Annotated in this window: 27 protein-coding genes; 10 read left to right on the forward strand and 17 right to left on the reverse strand. The window is 72.8% G+C overall.

What is annotated here, in order from left to right:
* The first annotated feature begins 20 nt into the window (after positions 1 to 20).
* The 3 genes from ACSNN8_RS10175 to ACSNN8_RS10185 all read left to right on the forward strand — a co-directional run bounded on the left by ACSNN8_RS10175 (position 21) and on the right by ACSNN8_RS10185 (position 3331).
* On the forward strand, positions 21 to 779 hold the full coding sequence (locus ACSNN8_RS10175) for a maleylpyruvate isomerase family mycothiol-dependent enzyme (protein WP_436648402.1): 759 nt from the start codon (positions 21 to 23) through the stop codon (positions 777 to 779).
* Positions 780 to 890: 111 nt separating this feature from the next.
* Entirely contained in the window at positions 891 to 2315 is a 1425-nt protein-coding gene (locus tag ACSNN8_RS10180; protein ID WP_436648403.1) for a GH1 family beta-glucosidase, read from the forward strand.
* 5 nt (positions 2316 to 2320) lie between these two features.
* The gene (locus ACSNN8_RS10185) at positions 2321 to 3331 is read left to right on the forward strand and encodes a LacI family DNA-binding transcriptional regulator (RefSeq protein WP_436648404.1); all 1011 of its coding nucleotides are present in this window, start codon (positions 2321 to 2323) and stop codon (positions 3329 to 3331) included.
* 145 nt (positions 3332 to 3476) lie between these two features.
* Here the strand turns inward: ACSNN8_RS10185 and ACSNN8_RS10190 are convergent, their stop codons facing one another.
* From ACSNN8_RS10190 to ACSNN8_RS10200, 3 genes are all read right to left on the reverse strand, one after another.
* Positions 3477 to 4271 carry an EI24 domain-containing protein gene (locus ACSNN8_RS10190; RefSeq protein ID WP_436648405.1) on the reverse strand — a complete coding sequence of 265 codons (795 nt, stop codon included), beginning with the start codon at positions 4269 to 4271 and terminating at the stop codon, positions 3477 to 3479.
* Between the two features lie 10 nt (positions 4272 to 4281).
* Positions 4282 to 4719: a hypothetical protein gene (locus tag ACSNN8_RS10195; protein ID WP_436648406.1), complete on the reverse strand. Its 438-nt coding sequence runs from the start codon at positions 4717 to 4719 to the stop codon at positions 4282 to 4284.
* Positions 4720 to 4933: 214 nt separating this feature from the next.
* Entirely contained in the window at positions 4934 to 5455 is a 522-nt protein-coding gene (locus ACSNN8_RS10200; protein WP_436648407.1) for a hypothetical protein, read from the reverse strand.
* A gap of 176 nt (positions 5456 to 5631) precedes the next feature.
* Here ACSNN8_RS10200 and ACSNN8_RS10205 point away from each other — a divergent pair, with 176 nt between their 5' ends.
* Positions 5632 to 6672, forward strand: coding sequence for a hypothetical protein (locus ACSNN8_RS10205; RefSeq protein ID WP_436648408.1), 1041 nt, complete (start codon positions 5632 to 5634; stop codon positions 6670 to 6672).
* A gap of 18 nt (positions 6673 to 6690) precedes the next feature.
* Here the strand turns inward: ACSNN8_RS10205 and ACSNN8_RS10210 are convergent, their stop codons facing one another.
* The 10 genes from ACSNN8_RS10210 to mtfM all read right to left on the reverse strand — a co-directional run bounded on the left by ACSNN8_RS10210 (position 6691) and on the right by mtfM (position 12842).
* Positions 6691 to 7581 carry an alpha/beta fold hydrolase gene (locus ACSNN8_RS10210; protein WP_436648409.1) on the reverse strand — a complete coding sequence of 297 codons (891 nt, stop codon included), beginning with the start codon at positions 7579 to 7581 and terminating at the stop codon, positions 6691 to 6693.
* Positions 7578 to 7892: a DUF2516 family protein gene (locus ACSNN8_RS10215; protein ID WP_436648410.1), complete on the reverse strand. Its 315-nt coding sequence runs from the start codon at positions 7890 to 7892 to the stop codon at positions 7578 to 7580. Before ACSNN8_RS10215 ends, ACSNN8_RS10210 begins: the two co-directional genes overlap by 4 nt.
* A gap of 66 nt (positions 7893 to 7958) precedes the next feature.
* Positions 7959 to 8429 (reverse strand): hypothetical protein, encoded by a 471-nt coding sequence (locus tag ACSNN8_RS10220; protein WP_436648411.1) that lies wholly within the window; start codon positions 8427 to 8429, stop codon positions 7959 to 7961.
* A complete protein-coding gene (locus ACSNN8_RS10225; protein ID WP_436648412.1) occupies positions 8426 to 8830 on the reverse strand; it encodes a helix-turn-helix domain-containing protein in 405 nt (134 codons plus the stop codon). The genes ACSNN8_RS10220 and ACSNN8_RS10225 overlap by 4 nt, the downstream gene beginning before the upstream one ends.
* Positions 8831 to 8899: 69 nt before the next feature.
* Entirely contained in the window at positions 8900 to 9808 is a 909-nt protein-coding gene (locus tag ACSNN8_RS10230) for an asparaginase (RefSeq protein WP_436648413.1), read from the reverse strand.
* Positions 9805 to 10638, reverse strand: coding sequence for a 3-keto-5-aminohexanoate cleavage protein (locus ACSNN8_RS10235; RefSeq protein WP_436648414.1), 834 nt, complete (start codon positions 10636 to 10638; stop codon positions 9805 to 9807). Before ACSNN8_RS10235 ends, ACSNN8_RS10230 begins: the two co-directional genes overlap by 4 nt.
* A 10-nt stretch (positions 10639 to 10648) precedes the next feature.
* Positions 10649 to 11689: a CAF17-like 4Fe-4S cluster assembly/insertion protein YgfZ gene (ygfZ, locus tag ACSNN8_RS10240; protein WP_436648415.1), complete on the reverse strand. Its 1041-nt coding sequence runs from the start codon at positions 11687 to 11689 to the stop codon at positions 10649 to 10651.
* A 1-nt stretch (position 11690) separates the two neighbouring features.
* Positions 11691 to 12086 (reverse strand): Fur family transcriptional regulator, encoded by a 396-nt coding sequence (locus ACSNN8_RS10245; protein WP_436648416.1) that lies wholly within the window; start codon positions 12084 to 12086, stop codon positions 11691 to 11693.
* 49 nt (positions 12087 to 12135) lie between these two features.
* Entirely contained in the window at positions 12136 to 12741 is a 606-nt protein-coding gene (locus ACSNN8_RS10250) for a heme-binding beta-barrel domain-containing protein (protein ID WP_436648417.1), read from the reverse strand.
* Positions 12738 to 12842: a small membrane protein MtfM gene (gene mtfM / locus ACSNN8_RS10255; RefSeq protein WP_436648418.1), complete on the reverse strand. Its 105-nt coding sequence runs from the start codon at positions 12840 to 12842 to the stop codon at positions 12738 to 12740. The genes ACSNN8_RS10250 and mtfM overlap by 4 nt, the downstream gene beginning before the upstream one ends.
* A 27-nt stretch (positions 12843 to 12869) precedes the next feature.
* Here mtfM and ACSNN8_RS10260 point away from each other — a divergent pair, with 27 nt between their 5' ends.
* Complete coding sequence (locus ACSNN8_RS10260) at positions 12870 to 13244, forward strand: DsrE family protein (protein ID WP_436648419.1); 375 nt, start codon at positions 12870 to 12872, stop codon at positions 13242 to 13244.
* On the opposite strand, the gene ACSNN8_RS10265 is transcribed toward ACSNN8_RS10260, so the two are convergent.
* Positions 13238 to 14056 carry a hypothetical protein gene (locus ACSNN8_RS10265; RefSeq protein WP_436648420.1) on the reverse strand — a complete coding sequence of 273 codons (819 nt, stop codon included), beginning with the start codon at positions 14054 to 14056 and terminating at the stop codon, positions 13238 to 13240. The two genes, ACSNN8_RS10260 and ACSNN8_RS10265, sit on opposite strands and share 7 nt — an antisense overlap.
* Positions 14053 to 16065 carry an ATP-dependent DNA helicase gene (locus ACSNN8_RS10270; RefSeq protein WP_436648421.1) on the reverse strand — a complete coding sequence of 671 codons (2013 nt, stop codon included), beginning with the start codon at positions 16063 to 16065 and terminating at the stop codon, positions 14053 to 14055. The genes ACSNN8_RS10265 and ACSNN8_RS10270 overlap by 4 nt, the downstream gene beginning before the upstream one ends.
* Before the next feature lie 55 nt (positions 16066 to 16120).
* Here ACSNN8_RS10270 and ACSNN8_RS10275 point away from each other — a divergent pair, with 55 nt between their 5' ends.
* Positions 16121 to 16627 carry a DUF402 domain-containing protein gene (locus ACSNN8_RS10275; RefSeq protein ID WP_436648422.1) on the forward strand — a complete coding sequence of 169 codons (507 nt, stop codon included), beginning with the start codon at positions 16121 to 16123 and terminating at the stop codon, positions 16625 to 16627.
* On the opposite strand, the gene sigJ is transcribed toward ACSNN8_RS10275, so the two are convergent.
* Complete coding sequence (gene sigJ, locus ACSNN8_RS10280; RefSeq protein WP_436648423.1) at positions 16607 to 17488, reverse strand: RNA polymerase sigma factor SigJ; 882 nt, start codon at positions 17486 to 17488, stop codon at positions 16607 to 16609. The genes ACSNN8_RS10275 and sigJ overlap by 21 nt on opposite strands.
* A 91-nt stretch (positions 17489 to 17579) precedes the next feature.
* Here sigJ and ACSNN8_RS10285 point away from each other — a divergent pair, with 91 nt between their 5' ends.
* From ACSNN8_RS10285 to ACSNN8_RS10295, 3 genes are all read left to right on the forward strand, one after another.
* Entirely contained in the window at positions 17580 to 18542 is a 963-nt protein-coding gene (locus tag ACSNN8_RS10285; RefSeq protein WP_436648424.1) for a hypothetical protein, read from the forward strand.
* A 78-nt stretch (positions 18543 to 18620) separates the two neighbouring features.
* Entirely contained in the window at positions 18621 to 19247 is a 627-nt protein-coding gene (locus ACSNN8_RS10290) for a DUF47 domain-containing protein (protein ID WP_436648425.1), read from the forward strand.
* A 3-nt stretch (positions 19248 to 19250) separates the two neighbouring features.
* Positions 19251 to 20264 (forward strand): anion permease, encoded by a 1014-nt coding sequence (locus tag ACSNN8_RS10295; protein WP_436648426.1) that lies wholly within the window; start codon positions 19251 to 19253, stop codon positions 20262 to 20264.
* Between the two features lie 9 nt (positions 20265 to 20273).
* Here the strand turns inward: ACSNN8_RS10295 and ACSNN8_RS10300 are convergent, their stop codons facing one another.
* On the reverse strand, positions 20274 to 21251 hold the full coding sequence (locus ACSNN8_RS10300) for a Gfo/Idh/MocA family protein (protein ID WP_436648427.1): 978 nt from the start codon (positions 21249 to 21251) through the stop codon (positions 20274 to 20276).
* Between the two features lie 75 nt (positions 21252 to 21326).
* Between ACSNN8_RS10300 and ACSNN8_RS10305 the strand changes: the two genes are divergently transcribed.
* Positions 21327 to 22082 carry an NUDIX hydrolase gene (locus ACSNN8_RS10305; RefSeq protein ID WP_436649493.1) on the forward strand — a complete coding sequence of 252 codons (756 nt, stop codon included), beginning with the start codon at positions 21327 to 21329 and terminating at the stop codon, positions 22080 to 22082.
* Positions 22083 to 22151 lie beyond the last annotated feature (69 nt).

Raw genomic sequence — 22151 nt, forward strand, 5'->3', positions numbered from 1 at the left:
TGGATCGGGAGAGAATCGCGATGAACAGGCTGCACGCGACGAAGGACTTCTGGCTCGCGGCGCTGCGGGCCGACAGCCCCGCGCTGCAGGACGCCGTGGCGCAGGCCGGCCCGGACGCCGTCGTGTCCGCCTGCCCCGACTGGACGGTCGCCGACCTGGTCGAGCACCTCACCGAGGTGCTGCACCAGGTGCGCGAGCACGCGCCACGCGGCGTCACCACCCGGCCCGCGAAACGCGAGGTGCCGCCCCGCCCCGAGTGGCAGGCCGCGCTCGACGGCCTGCGCCGCGAACTGACCGGCACGATCGAGACGCTCGAGGCGCTGGAGGCCGACTTCCCGGCGTGGAACTTCGCGCCGCAGGCCAAGACCGCCTCGTTCTGGCACCGGCGGATGGCCCACGAGATCTCCGTGCACCGCTGGGACGCCGAGGCCGCGGCCGGGCGCGCCACCCCGATCGAGAGCAAGCTGGCCGCCGACGGCATCAGCGAGGTGCTCGACACCTGGCTGCCCGCGGGCCGCCGGCTCGGCCCGACCGACCTGCACGGCGTCGTCCACCTGGTGGCCACCGACGTCGCCCACGAGTGGTTCATCCGGCTGCGCGGCATGGGCGTCGCGCTGCTCGACACCATGACGATCCTCGACACCGACGATCACCACGCGCGGGCCCAGGCGACCGGCACGGCCAGCGATCTGCTGCTCTCGCTCTGGGGCCGGCAGCGCGCCGAGAGCGTGGTCGTCACCGGCGACCCTCGCCTGTTCACGGCCCTGCGGACCGGCTGAGAACTCCGGTCGCGGCGCTTACATTCGACTTACTGGGTTAACCGGGAGCGGTTCCGCCCCTATGATTAACCGGTTAAGTTCGGATTTCGCGAAGCTCTGTGAGGGGAACGCATGACGGCAACCGTCACGTCCACGTCGGCGCAGCCGGCCCTCGCCGCGATCACCTTCCCCGACGACTTCATCTGGGGCGCCGCCACGGCGTCGTACCAGATCGAGGGCGCGGCGCGGGAGGACGGTCGCGGCCCGTCGATCTGGGACACCTTCAGCCGCACGCCGGGACGTGTGTACGCCGGGCACACCGGCGACGTCGCCTGCGACCACTACCACCGCTACGTCGAGGACGTGGCGCTGATGGCGGACCTCGGCCTGGCGTCGTACCGGTTCTCGGTCGCCTGGCCGCGGATCCAGCCCGACGGCACCGGCCCGGTCAACGTCAAGGGCCTGGACTTCTACGACCGGCTCACCGACGAGTTGCTCGGCAAGGGCATCGACCCGGTCGTCACGCTCTACCACTGGGACCTGCCGCAGACGCTCGAGGACCTGGGCGGCTGGGCCAACCGGCTGACCGCCGAGGCCTTCGCCGAGTACGCGCAGATCGTCCACGCCCGGCTCGGCGACCGCGTCAAGACGTGGACCACGCTGAACGAGCCCTGGTGCTCGGCCTACCTCGGGTACGGCAGCGGCGTGCACGCGCCCGGCAAGCAGGACCCGGCCGCCGTCTTCGCCGCGGTGCACCACCTGCTGCTCGGGCACGGCCTGGCGGCCCGCGCGCTGCGCTCGGCCGGCGCGCAGAGCATCAGCATCACGCTCAACCCGAACGTGGCGCTGCCGGTCGACCCGACCAGCGCGGGCGACCAGGAGGCCGTCAGGATCATCGACGGGCTGTCCAACCGGCTGTTCCTCGACCCGCTGTTCAAGGGCCAGTACCCGGCGGACATGCTCGAGCACATGTCCCGGTTCACCGACCTGTCGTACATCGCCGACGGCGACCTCGCGACGATCAACGCCCCGATCGACGTGCTGGGGATCAACTTCTACCAGCCCGCGTACGTCTCGGCGAAGCCCGGCGCTCCGGCCTCGCCCGAGCAGCCCGGCAGCGAAGGCATCGCCTTCCACGCGCCCGACGGCCCGGTCACCGACATGAACTGGCGCATCGAGCCGTCCGCGCTGACCGGCCTGCTCAAGCGGATCAACGACGACTACCCCGGCGTGCCGCTGCTGATCACCGAGAACGGCGCCGCGTACCCCGAGGTCCCGTCCGCCGACGGCGAGGTCCACGACGCCCGGCGGGTCGACTACCTCGACGGCCACCTGCGGGCCTGCCATGATGCCTTGGCGGCCGGCGTCGATCTGCGGGGTTACTTCGTCTGGTCGCTCATGGACAATTTCGAGTGGGCCGAGGGGTACCGCAAGCGGTTCGGTGTCGTGCACGTCGACTACACGACCCAGAAGCGGACGCTGAAGGACAGCGCGAAGTGGTACCGGGAGGTGATCCGGCGCAACGGCATCGCCGCGCCGGGCTCTGACGAGGGGTGAGCTTTTTGGTGACGCGGGAGCGGCCGACCTTGGAGGCAGTGGCGCGCCGCGCCGGGGTGTCCCGGGCGACCGTCTCCCGCGTCGTCAACGGCTCCACGTCGGTGGCCGCCTCCATCCGTGAGGCGGTCACCCGCGCCGTCGACGAGCTGGGCTACGTGCCCAACCAGGCCGCGCGCAGCCTGGTCACCCAGCGCACCGAGTCGATCGCGCTGATCCTGCCCGAGACCGCGAACCGCGTGTTCTCGGACGACCTGTTCTTCCCCGCCATCATCCGCGGCGTCGGCGTCGAGCTCGAGGCGGCCGACAAGCAGCTCGTGCTCATGATGGCCGGGTCCGCCAAGAGCCACGACCGGGTCGAGCGGTACGCCGTGGCCGGCCACGTGGACGGCGTCATGTTCGCCTCCATGCACGGCGCCGACCCGCTGCCCGGCACGCTGGTGCGGCTCGGCATCCCGGTGATCTGCAGTGGACGCCCGATCGGCGAGGCCGACGTGCCCTACGTGGACGTCGACCACTTCGGCGGGGTGTGCGCGGCCGTACGCCACCTGGTCACCGCCGGCCGCCGCCGGATAGCCACGATCGCCGGCCCGCAGGACATGGTCGCCGGCATCGACCGGCTGGCCGGCTACCGCGCCACGCTCGAGGAGGCCGGCCTCGCCCAGCACGTCGCGATCGGCGACTTCACCCGCGAGTCCGGCATCCGGGCGATGCGGACGCTGCTGGCCGACGACCCGGCGCTGGACGCGGTGTTCGTGGCCTCCGACATGATGGCCCACGGCGCCCTGCTCGCCCTCAAGGACGCCGGCCGCCGCGTTCCCGCCGACGTCGCGGTGATCGGCTTCGACGACTTCGAGATCAGCCGCTACAGCGACCCGCCGCTGACCACGGTCCGCCAGCCCATCGCCGACATGGGCCGCACGATGGCCCGCCAGCTGCTGGGCCTCATCAACGGCGCCGACGCCCTGCCCGACGCCGTCGTGCTGCCGACCGAGCTGGTGGTCCGCGAGTCCGCCTGAGCCCGCTCCCTAACCGGCCGGCCTGATGGTCTGCGAATCCGCCTGAGCCTGCTGCCTTACCGGCCGGCCCGGTGGTCTGCGGATCCGCCCGAGCCTGCTGCCTACCGGCCGCCTGGTGGTCTGCGAATCCGCCTGTGCCTGCTGCCTACCGGCGGGCCTGGTGCTCGGCGAGCCGGCCCGGCGCGGCCTGGATCGAGTGGCCCAGCGTCTGCCGGGCGAGCAGGGTGGCGCCCGCGATCGCGGCCGGCATCAGCAGGATCGCGCCGAGCGGGATCAGGAAGCAGCAGAAGACGGCCACCCCGAAGCCCAGCGCGATCGGCCGGTGCGCCTTCAGCACGGCCCGGCGCTGCCGCAACCGCTGCCCGCGCCGCTGGAACGGCACGCCCGTGAGCTCGACGGCGAGCAGCCATCCACCGACGGCGCCGCCCAGCACCGGCACGACCGTCTGCCCCACCACCGGCACGAAGCCCAGCAGGAACAGCGGGATGCCGACGAGCACGGACAGCCCGATCATCCGCAGCGAGTCCACGAGGCTGCGCCGCAGCGACGGCCAGAACCCGGTGTCGACGGCATCCGGTACCCCGCCGAACCGGTCCTCCACCAGCTCCGAGATGCGCTCGTAGAACGGGTCGCCGATGAGCAGCGTGACGGCCGTGAACGTCAGCACGCCGAGCAGCACCGCCACCCCGAGCAGCCCGAACCCCGCGAAGATCCGTACGACGTCCCGGACGCCCTCGGCCCACCCGTCGGCGAACCACGTGACCGTGGCGGACAGCTCCGGCAGGTAGTCGACGAGGAAGAACAGCGCCGTGCCGTAGAGCACGCCCGCGATCAGCGCCGGCAGCAGGCCGAGCCCGAGCAGCCTGGGATTGCGCAGCACGATGCCGAGGCCCCGGCCGAGCAGGCCCGCGCCGGTGAGGAACTGCCGTACAGGGGTCACGCCGGGCAGCCTAGAGCACCCCGCGTGAGGCCGTCGCGAGGTCGAGCACGGCGCTGTCGCCGCATCCCGAAACAAGAATGTCGTCGTGGGCATAGTCGTTCACGCCGAGCTGCACGTCGAAACCGGCGAGCGCGAGTATGTCGGCCAAGGTCTGTCCCATGCGCGTCGTCATGGCGTGGTTGAACTCCACCACCGGATCGCCGGCCGCCGCTTGGCGGTACTTCTCGACGACGGCCTGCTCCAGGTCTCGCGATGGCCGCCAGCGCACCCACAGCGTTGGTTCACTTCTGGGCGAGTCGTCGATCTGCACCTCGACGCCGGGGTGGGTGTCGAACGGCCCGACCATGGCCGGACCGAAACCGGCCAGTTCGAGCACGGCACGCACCTTCCCGGCGAGAGCCACCACGTCGGTGTTGTCGTCGCGCTGCCGATCCTTGTCGTCAGTCACAGATACCCCTCAAGAGCTCGGTAGACAGCTCCTCCACGCCGTTCCGGACAGGGCGATTGTCGTGGAAAAGCTTGTCAGGAGCCGCCTCGGCATGGTTCTCCGCGGTCGTCGGCGTTCCTTGGCCGAGCAGGGTCTCCGACAGCCCTTGATGAAGTTGCAGAGCCTCGCCGCGGTATCGGCGATGCTCACCACCAGCATCCGGTCGTTGTACGGGTCAGCGACGGTCGCGGGCGAAGCCGCGGGCGCCGGCGAAACCGCGCCACATGTGCCACCGGGAGGTCGCCCGCTGCACGGAGGAGCCCTCGGGTGCGGCGGTCGGCGTCTCGCTGCTCCCCTCCGGCTCGGAGGACGGCGGCTCCCAGCTCGGCGGCGGGACGATCTCCGTGGGCGTCGGCACCGGCGGCATGGTGAGCGGCGGCAGCGACAGCGTCGAGGTCGCCGTGGGGACGGGCGACAGCGTGACCACCGGCGTCGTCCCGGCGGGCAGCGGGGACGTGGGCAGCACGGACGACGACGGGGCGGGGACCCCGGACGTCGTCGGGACGGGGACTCCGGAGGACGGTGGCCGGCCGGGCCGGGCCGAGAAGCGGACGGCGGCGACCGGCTCCTTGGTCACGGCGCCGGCGGGCGCAGCGCCCAGGCCGCCCTCGCCGCCGGGGACGCCCACTGCAGCGGGGCGCTCGGCGGGAGTGGCGAGGTTCCAGCCGACGGAGACGGCGACGGGAAGGCCGAGCACCACGAGTCCGACAAAGACTGATTTGGGGGATAGCCGCACGTCCTAGTCAACGCTCCAACAACCGCGGAAGGTTACGGCTCACCTGGCAGAACGGGGTTGATCAATGCGGGGTGCGGCCGGTACTGTCCGCTGGCTCCCCTCTGTCGGGAGGGGGAGGCATCACCCACGGGGGACAGATGAATCTCGCTTACCGTCGCGGCCTGCCCGCCCTCTTCGCTGCCGCGCTGGCCGCCGGCGTCGTGGGCGCCGGCACTCCCGCGCTCGCCGCGGGCACGGCGCCGACCGGCACGTTCACGCTCGACACCACCACGCTCTGGACCGGTCAGCAGGTCAAGCTCACGCAGACCGCGCTCGCCGACGACGACACCCTGCCCGAGGCCATCAGCCGGGTCATCACCTGGGGCGACGGCACCAGCACGACCGCGGCGGCCGGCGAGGATTCCTGGACCCACACGTACGCCGCTGCCGGTTCCTTCCCGGTGTCCGTGGCGCTCAACGACGGCACGGTGGCCGGCACCGGCACCATCGCGTCGCCGAACGTCGCGGTCACCACCGCGCCGGGCACCCTGGCGTGGCAGAAGAGCACCGTCTACACCGCACCGGACCCGGACGGCGGCAGCTACCTGACCGAGGCGATCTTCACCCCGTCGAAGCTGCCCGCGTCGGCCGACCAGGCCTGGACGACCTGGGGCGACGGCGAGTTCACGCTGCTCGCCGAGGGAGCCGAGTCGACCACGGTGCCGCACTACTTCGGCAAGGGGACCTGGCGGCCCAAGGTCCAGCTCGAGAACGAGCACGGCAAGGCGACGGCGCGCGACGCGAACCCGCTGACGGTCGCGTACGACGTCACGGCGCCCACGTCGGCGCTGACCTACCCGGCCAACCCGAACCGGTCGAGCTCGTGGAAGGCGATCCGCGGCACCGGGCGCGACAGCCAGTCGGGCCCGGACGTGGCGCAGGTCGCCGCGTTCAAGTACAACGCCAGCAGCGACTACTACTTCAACTTCTACACGAAGAAGTGGGTCCGGATCACCAACCCGGACGCGGACCTGCCGGACGAGGCCTACGGTCTGTCCACGGTCAACTCGGCGGGCGTCTGGTCGGTGCCGATCTCGGGGCTGTCGAAGGGCTTCAAGCTCGAGGCCTGGTACTGGGTGTTCGACAAGGTCGGCAACCCCAGCAAGGGCAAGTGGGCCACGGTCACGATGACCAGCTGACCGCCGCGGGCCGGGGGGCTACGAAGAGGCGTTGAGGAACGCGGAGACGCGCTCGCGCAGCTCGCCCCGGTTGGTCCACAGGACGGCCGGGCGGTCGTACACGTGCAGCTCGGCGCCCGGCAGCAGCGAGGCGAGCCGCTCGGCCCACGCGACCGGGTGCACCTCGTCGCCGAGACAGCCCAGCACCAGCGCCCGCCCGCGGAAGGACCGCAGCGCCGCCTCGTCGGGGACCGCGGGCTCGTGCCAGAGCGTGGTCAGCTCGGCGGCCAGGCCGTCGCGCTGCAGCTGCTCGACCCGCTGGCGCAGGTAGGCCCAGCCGGTGGGCGTGTTGCGCACCGACGGGGGCAGCTCGGCCTCCACGGCGGCCGCGATCGACGCCGCCTCGCCCGACTCGACCGCGGCCAGCAGGCGCTCGACGCGCGCCTCGGCGGCCGCGGGCCGGGTGCCGTCGAGCGGCGCGGGCAGATAGCAGACCACCCGCTCGAACCGGCCGGGCGTCTCGGCGAGCAGCCGGCACAGCGCCGCGGCGCCCATGCTGACGCCCAGCGCCCGCGTCGCGCCCGCCAGGTCGGCGATGCCGCGCAGGTCGTCGGCGAGGTTGCCGAAACTCCACGGGCCGACCGGCGCGTCGGAGCGGCCGTGACCGCGGAAGTGGAAGAAGACCCGGCGCCCGGAGACCGCGCTGCCCAGCGGGCGCGTGCCGCTGATGTCACCGCCGAGCCCGTGCGCGAACACCGTGACCGGCGTGCCCACCCCGGTGATCAACTGCTCCAGGCGTACGCCGGAAGGGGTGGAGACGACCTCGGTCGGAGGGCCGGGCAGGGTCGGGCGGCCCGAGCGCGGTCCGGTCGGGTCGGGCCGGTGCAGACGGGGCCCGCCGTCGGGTGGCGGCGGGCCGAACCGCCTCACCAGAAGCCTTTGCCGTCCGAGAGGTCCTTGAGGCCGGGGCGGACGTCGAGCAGGTAGATGAGCGCCGCGGCGATGCCGATCAGGCTGAAGATGCCGACCGGGCCGCTGATCAGCAGCGTCAGCACGATGCAGATGGCGAGGATCGCCGCCCAAGCGCCCTTGGGCAGCGTGCCGATGGCCTGGAATCCGTCACCCCGCTGGGTCAAGCAGTGGATCAACGCGACGGCCTGGACGACCAGCGAGACGATGAGCAGGAGCAGGTTGAGGTAACCGACGACGTCGGCGTAGAAGAGCGGCGCGGAGGAGGCCATGAGGGGAAGTCTATGCCGCGGGGCCCAGCCGATGCCGGGCCCCGCTGATCATGTCGTGCCTGGTCGTCACTTCGAGGCGGCGCGCTTCCGGGGCTTCGGGGCCGCGGCCGGCTTCTCCGCGGCGGGAGCGGCGGGGGCGGGGGCCTCGATGGCGGCGGCGGGCTCCTCGGTGGTCTCGATGTCGGCGTTGACCACGTCGGCGGCCTCGATGACGCCGGAGCCGACCACGCGCTCGCCGCGGGCCACCAGGGCGGTGTACGCCGCGAGCGCGCGGTCCTGCGCGATCTGGGCGAACGTGGTGGCGACGCTGGCGGCGTTGCCCCGCAGCGCGGCGAAGTCGGTGGTGGAGGCCTTGTCACGCAGCTCGGCGGCCTTGGAGCCGGCCTGCAGGTTGTAGGTGCGCAGCGAGGCCGCGGCGCGCTCGCTCAGGTCGTTGACCACGGCGGGCAGCTTGCGCAGCTGCTCGACGGCGAGGTCACCGGCGCCGGCGGCGGCGTAGAGCGGGGCGGGGATGCGGGTCTTGGTCTGGTCGGTCATTTCTGCTCCTCGTCGGTGGGAGTGGTCTCGGATGCGGCGGCCTCCTCGGCGGGCCGGCGCGCGTTCTCGTTGCGGAACGTCTCGTAGATCTGCGACAGCGACTGCTTCTGGGCGATCGTCAGCTCGGGGTCCACGGCGATCGCGGCCAGCACGCCGGGCTGGCCGTCGCTGTCGAGCAGACCGGCGCGCAGGTACATCGCGGGCGTCGACACCCGCAGCGCGCTGGCGATCTGCTGGAGCACCTCGGCGCTGGGCTTGCGCAGACCACGCTCGATCTGGCTGAGGTACGGGTTGCTCACGCCCGCCTTGTCGGCGAGCTGGCGCAGCGAGATCCTGGCGGTCTGCCGGAGGTCACGGATGAAACCGCCGATGTCCTCGGGCAGATCCTTGGGTGCGGCCATGCGTTCGAAGGTAGCCCGGAGTGCTAGCTATTGCAAGCATAGTGCTAACTCCAGCTAGCGTGAGGCGGGTCACCGTACGGGCCGGACCTCGCCCACCCGCTCGCCCCCACCCAGGATCGGCTCCTCGATCGCGGGCACCTCCACGCCGAGCCGCCGCAGCTCGTCGAGCAGCACCGGGGTGCGCGCCCGCATCGCCCCGTCGTCCACCTTGAGCGCGACCGCTCCCCGCCCCGGCACGGCGACCGCCACCACGCCCTCGGCGCCGCCCTTGGCGAGCAGGCCCGGCACCGCCGCCATCAGCACCGAGTCGTCCGCCCCGGTGCCGGCCACCAGCTCGGGGTGGGCGCGCATCGCGTCCGCCACCCGGCGCTCGAAGGTGCCCGGCTCCGCCTCGACCAGCCGGGTGAAGGCGCGGGCCAGCGCGGTCAGCGACAGCGCGAGCACCGGCGCGCCGCAGCCGTCCACGCCGGTCGCGGCGATGCGCTCGCCGGCCAGGTCGGACACCGCCTCGGTGATCGCCGTCTGCAGGGGGTGCTTCGCGTCCCGGTACGTCTCGAGCGGCCAGCCGTTGGCCACGCACGTCGCGAGCATGCCGGCGTGCTTGCCCGAGCAGTTCATCAGCACCCGCTCGGGGCCGCCGCCCGCGCGCAGCCACTCGTCGCGGACCGGCTCCGCGAGCGGCAGCGACGCGGGGCAGCGCAGCGCGCTCTCGTCCAGCCCGGCCGCGGCCAGGATCTCGCGGACCCGGCGCACGTGGAACGGCTCGCCGAAGTGGCTGCCGCTGATCAGCGCCAGGTCGGTCTCCTCGCGCGGGAGCAGGCCGGCGCGCAGCATGCCCACGGTCTGCAGCGGCTTGTTCGCCGAGCGCGGGAAGATCGGGCTGGTCACGTCGCCCCGGCTGCCCCCGGGCAGGACGGCGACCGAACCGTGGTGCACGCTCTCGACAAACCCGGAGCGCACCACCTCCGCGATGATCATCGGACCGGCACCCCCAGCAGCTTGCGCGCCTCGGTGGCGGTCAGCGGTGGGCGCTGGGCGAGCTGGGCGAACCCGGCGGCGCGGGCCACGAGCTGCATGTTCGACTCGACCGGGCGCCCCTTGGCGTACGTGATGGTGTCCTCCATGCCGACGCGCAGGTGCCCACCCGCGCTCAGCGACGCGAGCATCACGGGGATCGTGCCGCGCCCGATGCCGGTGGCCGAGAACGTCGTGCCCGCCGGCAGGTCGCGGATCGCCTGTTCGCACGCGACCAGCGCGGCGGTCGTGGCCGGCATCCCGCCCGGCACGCCCATCACGAGGTCGACGTGCACGTGCCCGCCGAACGGCAGCCCGTGCTTGCCGAGCAGCCGCTGCAGCGTGGTGAGCTGGCCCAGGTCGAAGATCTCGTACTCCGGCACGATGCCCCTGTCCTGCATGCGGCCGTGCAGCTCGACGATGAACTCCCAGCGGTTGAGGAAGACGTCGTCGCCGAAGTTGACCGTGCCCATCGTGCAGGAGGCCATCTCGGGGCCGGCGTCGAGCACGGCCAGCCGGTCGGACTCGGGGTCGGTGACCGCGCCGCCCGAGGAGAGCTGCACGATCAGCCCGGTCGACTCGCGCAGCGCCGCCACGGTCGCGCGCAGCCGCCCCTGGTCGAGGGTCGGCGCGGCCGCCTCGTCACGGATGTGGACGTGGATGATGGCAGCGCCCAGCGCTTCGCACTCCTTGGCGGTGGCCACGAGTTCGTCGAGCGTGACGGGCAGCGCAGGCACGTCGGCCTTGCTGCTCTCGGCGCCGGTCGGAGCAACGGTGATCACGGTCCCGGTCATGGAACCGACCTTAGTGCGGGTCGACCGCCACCACGGACTCGCCCACCCGCAGCTCGTCGCCGTCGGCCACGTTGCGCTTGAGCACGGCCAGCGCGACGAGGCCCAGCTCATGGTGGCGCACGGCGGTGCCGACGAAACCGACCTCGCGGCCGTCGCGGGTCACCGGGGTGCCCTTGGCCGGGGGCTGGTCGGTGGCCACGCCGTCGAAGTGCAGCAGCGCGAGGCGGCGCGGCGGGCGGCCGAGGTGGTGCACCCGGGCCACCGTCTCCTGGCCGCGGTAACAGCCCTTGTCGAGGTGCACGGCCGCGGCCATGAAGTCGGCCTCGGCCGGGATCGTGCGGTGGTCGGTCTCCCAGCCCAGCCGCGGGATGCGGTGCTCGACGCGGATCGCCTCGTAGGCCCAGAGCCCGGCGAGCGGAACACCCAGCTTCTCGATCACCGCCGTGCGCGAGACCCGCGGCACCAGCAGGTCGACGCCGAGCGGCACCCGGCGGGCCAGCCCGCCGAAGAACTCGGCCACCGGGTACAGGCTCGTCGGCCCGGCCGCAACCTCGCCGGCGGCGAACTTGGGCCCGGGCACCGCGTGTACCCGCGGCTGCGGCAGCTCGGGGAACAGGTCGCCCGCGCCGGGCCCGACCAGCGACAGCACGGCCAGCTCGCCGGTGGCCGCGCGCGGCTCGACGCGGGTGAAGAAGCGCATCATCTCGAGGTACTTGAGCAGGCCCGCGCCCGCACCCGGCTCGGTGTCGAGCCAGGCGGTCTCGCCGTCCTCGGTGACGTACGCGTGCTGCTCGACGTGGCCGTGCGGCGAGAGCACGAGCAGCTCGGTGCCCTGGTCCTTGGTGAGGTCGCTGAGGTGCTGCGTGGTGAGCGTGTGCAGCCAGCTCGCACGCTCCTCGCCGGGCACCGCGACCACGTCGCGGTTGGAGCGGTCGACCAGGCCCACCGCCGTGGCGAGCGTGCGCTGCTCGCGCATCGGGTCGCCGTAGTGAGCCGGAACGCCGCCGTCGGGCGACGCGGGGTCGAGGTCCTCGACCATCACCACGGTCATGTCACAGCTCCTTGCAATCCCCGCACACGCCGAAGAGCGACACGTGACCCACGTCGACCCGGAAGTCTCGCTCGCTCAGCAGCCGGTCGGTCACCGGTTGCATCACACTCGGGTCTACCTCACTGATCGACCCGCATCCACGGCAGACGAGGTGAACGTGCTGATCCTCACCCGCGGAGTGGTAGGTGGGCGAGCCGTGCGAGAGGTGGGTGTGGTTGACCAGCCCGAGCTCCTCGAGCAGCTCGAGCGTGCGGTACACCGTGGTGATGTTGACCCCGGCCACCCGCTCGCGCACGTGGTTGTGCACCTGCTCGGGGGTGGCGTGGCCGAGCTCGTGCACCGCCTCGAGGATCAGCTGGCGCTGCGGGGTGAGCCGCAGGCCACGCTCCCGGAGCATGGCGGCAAGCGAAGTGGCGGACACCCTCAGAAGGTTACGCTGCGGACGCTCAGCCGCCGACCCGCAACAGCCGCGCCGACATGTGCGGCAGCAGCCCGCTGTCGTCGATGGCGAGCTCGTGGGCGTAGAGCAGCGCGCCCTCGACGATGCCGAACAGCCGCTTGGCGCCGGTCGCGTGCTGGCCGGTCGGCGTGTAGGCGATCGCGTCGGCGTCGATCTCGAGCCGGGTCGTGCCGATGGTCTTGCCCAGGTAGAGCTCGGCGACGCCGTCCGGGTTGATCATCAGCGCTTCCATCTCGTCGGTGGCCCGGCCGTCGGCGCTGAGCACCGGCCGCCAGAACCCGGACTCGACGATCCACTCGCCGGCCGGCTTCGACTCCTCGTCGAGCAGCCACGAGCGCGACTCGAAGCGCAGGAACGGCCGGCCGTCGTGGCTGATCCGCACCTCCTGCGCGAAGTTGTAGTCGGCCTCGGCCGGGAAGCCGCCCTGCCCGCGGCCGCGCCACAGCCCGACGAACGGCAGCAGGCCGAGCAGCGCGCCGTGCAGGTCGGGCCCGGAGCGCAGGTCGTGGGTGTCCTCGTACGGGTAGGGGTCGACCGGAGGCGCGTTGAGCCAGGGCGGCGGGCCCAGCGGGTTCTCCTGCTGATCGCTCACCAACGCCCCCTCGACACGCGCATCGCCAGATAGCCGAGACCGCCCGCCAGCGCGCCCAGACCGGCGACCAGCAGGCTCACGAAACCGATTTCCGTAACCATGACCGGCCCATCTTAAGGGTGGGACATATGCTGGCCGCCATGGCACGTCTGCTGGTCGTCAAGGCAACCGCCGGAGCCGACGCCCCGGAGCGCTGTTCGCAGGCCTTCACGGTGGCGAGCACCGCGCTGTCGTCCGGGGTGGACGTGTCGTTCTGGCTCACCGGCGAGTCGACGTGGTTCGCGCTGCCGGGCCGGGCCGCCGAGTTCGAGCTGCCGCACGCGGCGCCGCTGCCCGACCTGCTCGACCTGCTGCTCTCGACCGGCCGGGTCACCGCCTGCACGCAGTGCGCCGCCCGCCGGGGCATCACGCCCGGCGACGTGCTGCCCGGCATCCGCATCGCCGGCGCCGCCGTCTTCGTCGAGGAGATCATGTCGGACGGGGCGCAGGCGCTCGTCTACTGACAGCCGCGGCTCACGGTCACCCGTCCGGGCAGCACGGTCACAGCGTCGTCGCCGGCCCGCCACGTCCAGCCGTCGCTGATGGGCACGAGCTTGCTGCGGCCCGCCACGGCGCGCACGGCCTCGCGCAGTTTCCGCTCGCCGGGTCGCAGATCCACCGCGTACGACACCCCGACCGTCCCGTCCGGACACGTGACCGCCCACGTCCGAGCGGGCTCCGCGTTGCCGCCCACCGCGCGCACGACGTCGGCGAGCAGGCGGGGCGCGGCCGGGACCGGGGGATCCCGTACGTCGGGGGTGCCGTCGCCGGCACGGGGCCGGCAGCCCGTCGACACCCGGAACGTCAGCTCCTGGGTGGTCGCGTCCTCGCTCAGGTCCACGCCCACGAAGTTGCCGGCGTCGGCGTGCAGCGACACCTGCGTGCCCCCGTGGCTGGTGCCCGCGTCGGCCCGGTAGCCGGCGGGCAGCGCGGCCGCGATCGACTCGACCGCCGCGGTGGCCTCGCCCACCGGCACGTAGACCACCACGCTGCGCGCCGCGCCCAGCCCCGAGCGCACGGGCGTGAGCTTGCAGTCCCGTTCCCACTGCAGCTCCTCGAGCGCCACGGTGCGGCCGTCACCGCTCGCGGCCGCGAAGACCGCGCCGGTGGCCCGCTGCAGGTCGGCGACCGCGAGGCCGATGTCGCGCTGCTCGGGCACGGTGGGCCGCTCGTGGCCCACCGACCAGACCGCGAGCGCCGCGACCACCACGATCCACGCCCCGACGACCGCGATCAGCACCCATCGCCGCTTGGCGGCCCGCGGCGTCGTGGTCACTTGCCGGCGAGGCGCTGCAGGGCGCCCAGGGCGACGTCGGAGCGGGTCGTGTACCAGAACGGGGGCAGCGACTTGCGCAGGAAGGCGCCGTAGCCGCGGGCCGTCTCGAGGCGGGAGTCGAGAACCGCCACCACGCCCTTGTCGCCGGTGGAGCGGATCAGGCGGCCCACGCCCTGCGCCAGCCGCACGGCCGCGATCGGCACGCTCACCGAGGCGAACCCGGAGCCGCCGTTCGCGTCGACGGCCGCGGCACGGGCCGCCGCGAGCGGCTCGTCGGGGCGCGGGAACGGCAGCCGGTCGATGACCACGAGCTGGCACGAGTCGCCCGGCACGTCGACGCCCTGCCAGAGCGACATCACGCCGAACAGGCAGCTCGCCTTGTCCTCCTTGAACCGCCGCACGAGTACCGGCAGCGACTCCTCGCCCTGGAGCAGGATCGGCAGGTCGGTGCGTGCGCGCAGCAGCTCGGCGGCCTGGGTGGCGGCCTTGCGCGACGAGAACAGGCCCAGCGTGCGGCCGCCGAGCGCGGTCACCAGCTGCACCAGCTCCTCGCCGGCGGCCGTGGGCAGGCCGGACATCTGCGGGCGGGGCAGGTGGGCGGCGACGTAGAGGATGCCCTGGCGCGGGTAGTCGAACGGCGAGCCCACGTCGAGCGACGTCCAGCCGTCGCCGGAGGCCGGGGACTGCGGGCTCGCCGGCGCGCCCGGCTCGGCCGCGGGCAGGCCGAGCGAGCGCGCCACGGTGTCGAAGCGGCCGCCCAGCGTCAGCGTCGCCGAGGTCGCCACCACCGTACGGTCGGAGTAGAGGCCCTGCGCGAGCGTGCCCGCCACCGACAGCGGCGCCACCACCAGCGCCCGCCGCCCGTTGCCCAGGTCGGATTTCTCGACCCAGGCCACGTCGAAGTCGGACTCCTCGAGCAGCCGCTGGGCGGTGTCGCTGAGGTCGTCGAGCGCGGCCTTGGCCTGCTGCTTGCGCACCGGGTCGGGGTCGTCGGCCTTGACGTCGCCGATCGCCGTGAGCCCGGCCCGGGTCGCCGACTCGACCAGCGTGACCGCCTGCTGCAGCAGCTCGGGCAGGCCCGCGGTGATGCGGCCGGCGGGCGTCTCGGCGAGCCCCACGGTGAGCGCGTCGGCGGCCTCGGCCAGCGACTCGGCGACCGCGGGCGGGATCAGCGTGCGGGCCCGGCGCGAGCACCGCTCGATCGCCTCGGGGGTCAGCTCGGCCTGCGAGGCCGACGAGACGCGGTCGGCGAGCTCGTGGGCCTCGTCGATGACGAGCAGCTTGTGCGGCGGGACGATGTGCCGCTCGGCGAGCATGTCGACGGCCAGCAGGCTGTGGTTGGTGACGACGATGTCGGCCTCACGGGCGCGGGCGCGCGACGCCTCGGCGAAGCACTCCGCGCCGTACGGGCACCGCTGCGCGCCGACGCAGTCGCGCGCCGGCATCGAGACCTGCCGCCAGGCCGTGTCGTCGACGCCGGGGTCGAGCTCGTCGCGGTCGCCGGTGGTCGTCTTTTCGGCCCAGGCCTGCAGCCGCTGGATCTGCTTGCCGAGCCGGCCTGCCTCGCCCAGCCACTGGGTGGCCCTGGGCGGCGCGTCGTCGAACAGCGTGTCGGTGGGCGCCTCTTCATCGGCGTGTTCCATCTTGGCCACGCAGAGGTAGTGGTGACGGCCCTTCAGCACGGCGAAGGTGGGTTTGCGGCCGAGCACCGGCTCGACCGCGGCGGCGAGGCGGGGAAGGTCGTGCTCGACGAGCTGGTTCTGCAGCGCGAGGGTGGCCGTGGAGACCACGACCGGGCCGTCGACGAGCAGCGACGGTGTCAGGTACGCCAGCGACTTGCCCGTGCCCGTGCCGGCCTGCACGAGCAGGTGCTCGCGGTCGCGTATCGCCTTGTCGATGGCGGCGACCATGGCCTCCTGGCCGGGGCGCGAGGAGCCGCCGGGCACGGCGCCGACGGCGGCCTGGAGGAGCTGCTCGGCAGTAGCCTTTTTCTTCGTTGCTGCGGGCACGCGCAGACGGTACCCGCCACCACCGACAGAAGCCGACCACCGTTAGGGTTCTTGCATGCCGAGTGACACCGTCCGGGTCGTCTACACGAAGTACGACGGTTCGGCCCACCGGGATTACCCCGCCCGCCGGTTCGACTCCGACGATCTCGGCGTCTGGGTCGGCGTGACACGCGGCACCGAGTCGGTCTACCACGGCCGGCAGTCCGTCGAGCAGATCCCGTTCGTGCTGCTCATCCCCCACCACGCGTGGTGGACCGGCATGTTCAACCCGCAGCCGCGCACCAGCGAGGTGTACTGCGACATCACCACGCCCGCGCGCTGGGAGGGCGACACCGTCCACATCATCGACCTCGACCTCGACGTGGTGCGCCGCCGCTCGACGGGCGTGGTCGAGCTGCGCGACGAGGACGAGTTCGACGAGCACCGCACCCGGTTCGGCTACCCCGACGACCTCGTGCGCGAGGCCCACGCCGCCGCCGAGAAGCTGCTGGTGGCGCTGGGCGACGGCAGCGAGCCGTTCGCCACGCACTACCACCAGTACCTACAGAAGGTCGCCGACTGACAGCTTCGCCGGGTTGAGCTGCTGGAACAGCCCGGTGATGCGGCCGTCCGCGACGGTGATGCCCAGCGCGCCCCGCAACGGCCGGCCGTCGTCGGACTCGCCGGAGACATAGAGACCGGCCGTTCCGTTGACCAGCGCGGGCTCGAGGACGGCGCCGGCCAGCCGGCCGCCGTGCACGATCCCCACGAAGAACCGGGCGACCTTGTCGGCGCCGAGGATCGGGCGCAGCGCGGTGCGCACGAAGCCGCCGCCGTCGCTGATCGCCACCACGTCGGGCGCCAGCACCGCGGCGAGCGCCTGCAGGTCGCCGCCGTTGACGGCGTCGACGAAGGCGGCGAGGAGCCGGCGCTGCTCGGCCAGGTCCGCGTTGTGCCGTACGCCGCCCTCCGACGCAGCCCGCCGCCCGCGCGAGGCGTGCTGGCGGGCGGTCGCCTCGGTGGTGCCCAGCACCTCGGCCACCTCGCCGTAGGGCACCGCGAACACGTCGTGCAGCACCAGCGCCACCCGCTGCTCGGGGGTGAGCCGTTCGAGCACCACGAGCAGCGCCAGCCCGACCTGCTCGCGCTGCTCGGCCTGCCCGGCGGGACCGGGGTCGGGGTCCACGAAGTAGTCCGGCAGCCACTGGCCGGTGTACGCCTCGCGGGACACGCGGGCGGACTTGAGCACGTCGAGGCAGAGCCGGCCGGTGACGGTCGTGAGCCAGCCCCGCAGGTCGCGGATCTCGTCGTCGCCGGTGCGCATGTAGCGCAGCCAGGCCTCCTGCACGACGTCCTGCGCCTCGGCGACGCTGCCCAGCATGCGGTAGGCGAGGGAGACCAGGTGGGCGCGCTCGGCTTCGAACGCCTCGGCTGACGGTGGCATGAAGGGAATTCTGCGCGACGTTGCCGGGCGACGGGTAGCAGGTGTGACAGAGTAGGAAACGCCCTATTTAGTACGAATCGGATGGTGCGCAGTGAACGACGGGCTTGCGATCGCAGGCGGCGTGGCCGGGGTCGCGGGGCTCGCCGGCATGGCCACGGCCGGGGTCGTCGTACTCCGCCGCCCCGGCGCCTACCTGAACAGCGGGCACGCGGTGGCGCGCCCGGACGACCTCGACCCGCTGCCCGGGGTGATCCGCCGCGGGCTGGGCGGCCTCACCGTGCCGGTCACGCCGGGCCCGCGCGGGGAGCTGTTCCTGGGCCCCGGGGCGCCGCAGCCCGGCCGCACGCTGCGCCGGCTCGTGCTGACCCCGCTGTTCGCCCGGGCCCGCGCGGGCGGCGGCCGGCTCGCCGACGAGCAGCAGGTGCCGTTCCGGCTCGCGGTCGAGTTCACCGGGGCGGTCCGCGACGCCGAGACGCTGCTGCGGGCGTACCGGATGCTCGACCAGCAGCTGCGCGACCACGCCGGGCTGCTCAGCCGCTGCGAGGACGGCGAGCCCTCGCCGGGCGCGGTCACCGTGTCGATCACGGGCATCGTCGACGTCCGTGAGCTGCTCGCGGCGCAGGATCTGCGGTACGCGTTCGCCGAGGGGTCGTTCGACGACATCGGCTCGCCCGCCGCGCCGCCCGCGCTCGTGCCGACGATCAGCGAGCCGTGGAGCCGGCGGTTCGGGTGGGACGGGCTCGAGCCGATCCCCGCGGAGGAGCGCCACCTGCTGCACGCCCTCGTGCGGTCCGCGCACGACGACGGGCGTACGGTCCGCATCTGCGGCCTGCCCCACGGGCCGCGCCGCGCACGGGCCGCGATCTGGGCCGAGCTGGGCGCCGCGGGCGTCGACGTGATCGCCGACCAGGACCAGCGCGGGCTGGCCCGGCATCTGCGCCGGCACCCGGTGAGCCGCTGGGTGGCCCGCGACCCGCTGCCCGCCCGGGCCCTACGGCGCCCCTCACCCCGGCCGACGACCACCCGGGGGGAACCACGACGGGAACCCGTTTAACGGGCGAACAACAGGTGAACCAGGGAAGGCCTTACCATTCGTGGTGATCATCCCCGCTCGTCGATCGAGGTTCGCGCCGTGAAGTTCTCGTTCCGCCCCGTCGAGGGCGCCTTCTACGACCTGTTCACGCAGGCCGCGAACAACCTCGTCAAGGGCACCACGCTGCTCAACGAGCTGGCGCTGCCCGGGGCCGACGTGCAGTCGGTGAGCGAGCGGCTGACCGACGTCGAGCACGACAGCGACCAGATCACGCACGACCTCTACAAGAAGATCAACTCGACCTTCATCACGCCGTTCGACCGTGAGGACATCTACTCGCTGGGCTCGCAGCTCGACGACGTGATGGACCACCTCGAGGCGGTCGGCAACCTGCTCTACCTCTACGGGCTGACCGAGCTGCCGTCGCTGCCGCGCGAGATGCACGAGCTCGCCGACGTGCTCGACCAGCAAGCCAAGATCACCGCCGAGGCGATGCCGAAGCTGCGCACGATGAAGGACCTCGACGAGTACTGGATCGAGATCAACCGCCTCGAGAACGAGGGCGACCGGGCGTACCGGATGCTTCTGGTCCGGCTCTTCTCGGGCGAGTACGACGCGCTCACGGTGCTCAAGATGAAGGAGGTGGCCGACGAGCTGGAGGCCGCCTGCGACGCGTTCGAGCACGTGGCGAACACCGTCGAGACCATCGCGGTCAAGGAGTCGTAGGCCTTGTCGCCCGAGTTCTTCGCCGTCCTCGCGGTGATCATCGCCGCGATGGCCTTCGACTACACCAACGGCTTCCACGACGCCGCCAACGCCATCGCCACCAGCATCAGCACGCGCGCGCTCACCCCGCGGGTGGCGCTGGCCATGGCCGCGGTCGGCAACTTCATCGGCGCCCACCTGGGCGGCGACGTCGCCAAGACCGTGGGCGACGGCCTGGTCAAGCTCGAGCTGGGCATCCCGAGCCTGGGCGTGGTCTTCGCCGGCGTGGTCGGCGCCGTCGCCTGGAACCTGATCACCTGGTGGTTCGGGCTTCCGTCCAGCTCGTCGCACGCGCTCTTCGGCGGCCTGGTCGGCGCCACGCTGGTGGCCGGCTCGGCGCTGGGCGACGTGCAGTGGCGGACCATCGTCGACAAGGTCCTGATCCCGATGGTCGCCTCGCCGGTGGTCGGCTTCCTGCTCGGCTTCGTCGTGATGGTCGCCATCATGTGGATCTTCCGCCGCGGCAACCCCGGACGGCTCAACCGCGGCTTCCGCATCGCGCAGACGCTCTCGGCCGCGCTGATGTCGCTCGGGCACGGCATCCAGGACGCGGCCAAGACCATGGGCATCGTGGTGCTGGCGCTCTACACCGGCGGGTTCCAGGACAACGCCACGGACATCCCGTGGTGGGTCTACATCACCACCGCCACGATGCTGGCCGCCGGCACCTACTCCGGCGGCTGGCGCATCATCCGCACGCTCGGCCGGAAGATCATCGACTTGGGACCGGCCGAGGGCTTCGCCGCCGAGACCGTGGCCAGCTCGGTGCTCTTCTTCAACGCGTACGTCCTGCACGCGCCCATCTCCACCACCCACACGATCACCTCAGCGATCATGGGCGTGGGCGCCACCAAGCGCCTGAACGCGGTCCGCTGGAACGTCGCCGGCAACATCGTGATCGCCTGGGTGACCACCTTCCCCGCGGCGGGCCTGATCGCCTGCCTCATGTACTTCCTGGTCCGCCCCCTCTTCAACTGACGGGCCGGCTCAGTACGCGACGCCGATCTCCTCGCGGATCGTGTCGAGCAGGGTCATGACCTCGAGCGTGGTGGCGTGCGGCATGAGCGGGCTCTCCAGCTCGCCCGCCAGCACGCACCGCTGCACCTCGGCGGCCTCGAACTGGTAGCCGCTGCCGGGGAAGTCGAACTCGAAGGTCTCCGGCTCGCGTCCGGGGCGCCGCAGCACGAACGAGCGCGGCACGAAGAAGCCCTCGGGCAGCTCGATCCGGCCGTCGGTGCCGGTGATCGTGGCGTTGTTGCGGCTCTCGCCGTTGATGCTGCAGGTCAGCGCCGCCACCGCGCCGGGCTGGTAGCCGAGCAGCACGCCGGTGTTCTCGTCGACGCCCTCGGGGGTCAGGTGCGCCCAGGCGTGCACCACGGCCGGCGTGCCCAGGATCAGGTGGACCAGGTTGATCGGATAGACGCCCAGGTCGAGCAGCGCCCCGCCGCCCAGCTGGGGGTCGCGCAGGCGGTGGCCGGCGTCGAACGGGCCCTGCAGGCCGAAGTCGGCGTGGATGGCGCTCACCCAGCCGATCGCGCCGTCCTCGACCAGCTCGGCGACCTTGCGCACGGCGGGGTTGAGGCGCATCCACATGGCCTCCATGAGGAAGACGCCCTTCTCGCGGGCCGCGGCCACCAGCCGGGCGGCGTCCGGCAGGTCGAGGGTGATGGGCTTCTCCACGAGCACGGACTTGCCGGCCTCGATGCACAGGTGCGCCGCCTCGGCGTGGAAGGCGTGCGGCGTCGCGATGTAGATGACGTCGACGTCGGGATCGGCGGCCAGGTCGGCGTACGAGCCGTGCGCCCGGGCGAACCCGAACCGCTCGGCGAACGCCTTGGCGCTCTCCACCCTGCGGCTTCCGACGGCGGCGAGCTCGGCGCCCGGCACGAACTGCAGGTCGGCGGCGAAACTGGCGGCGATCCCGCCCGGGCCGAGGATGCCCCAGCGAACCTTCTGTTCGGTCATGATCGCTACCGTACCGTCCCCCGGTGCCAGGATCAGGGGGTGACCGAATCGACGCCCTGGCGGCTTCCCCCGGCGATGGCCCGGCGTGCGCGCGAGTTCGACGGGGTCGCGGCGCCCCCGCGCGACGCGGCCACCGTCGTGCTCCTGCGCCCCACCGGCGAGACCTTCCAGCTGTACGTCCTGCGGCGCGCGGCGACGATGGCCTTCGGCGGCCTGTACGCGTTCCCCGGCGGCGGCGTCGACCCGGACGACCGCCCCGCGACGATCCGCACCGACTGGCCGGCCCGGCTCGGCGTCGGCGAGGACCGGGCCCACGCGGTCGTCGGCGCGGCCGTACGGGAGCTGTTCGAGGAGACCGGCGTCCTGCTCGCCGGGCCGGTCGACCACCCCGAGCGCGTCGTCAGCGACATCGGCACCACCGCGTGGGAGGCGGACCGGGCCGCCGTGCAGGCTCGCGAGCTGACGATGACCGGCCTGCTGCGCCGGCACCGGCTGCGGCTGCGCGACGACCTGCTGTTCCCGTGGGCGCGCTGGATCACCCCAGAGTTCGAGCCCAAGCGGTACGACACCTGGTTCTTCGTCTCGCTGCTGCCGCAGGGGCAGCACCCGCGCGACGTCTCCGGCGAGGCGACCGAGGCGACCTGGACCGACCCGGCGGCCGCCCGCGAGCTGGCCATGCTGCCGCCGACCCGCCGGACCGTGGACTCGCTCCTGCCGTACGGGACGGCGGGCGACGTGGTCGCGGCCGCGAGCCACCGCGATGCCGCCACCCCCGTGACACCCCGCCTCGAGCTCACCGACGACGGCGGCGCCCTGCTTCACCTCACGTGAAGCGGGACGCCGCCGCCCACTCTGCCCACCCCGCCCACCCAGGGGGCTGGCCCGAAAATACGCCGCCGG

This window comes from Actinoplanes sp. URMC 104 (genome assembly GCF_051386375.1).
Lineage (GTDB): Bacteria > Actinomycetota > Actinomycetes > Mycobacteriales > Micromonosporaceae > Actinoplanes.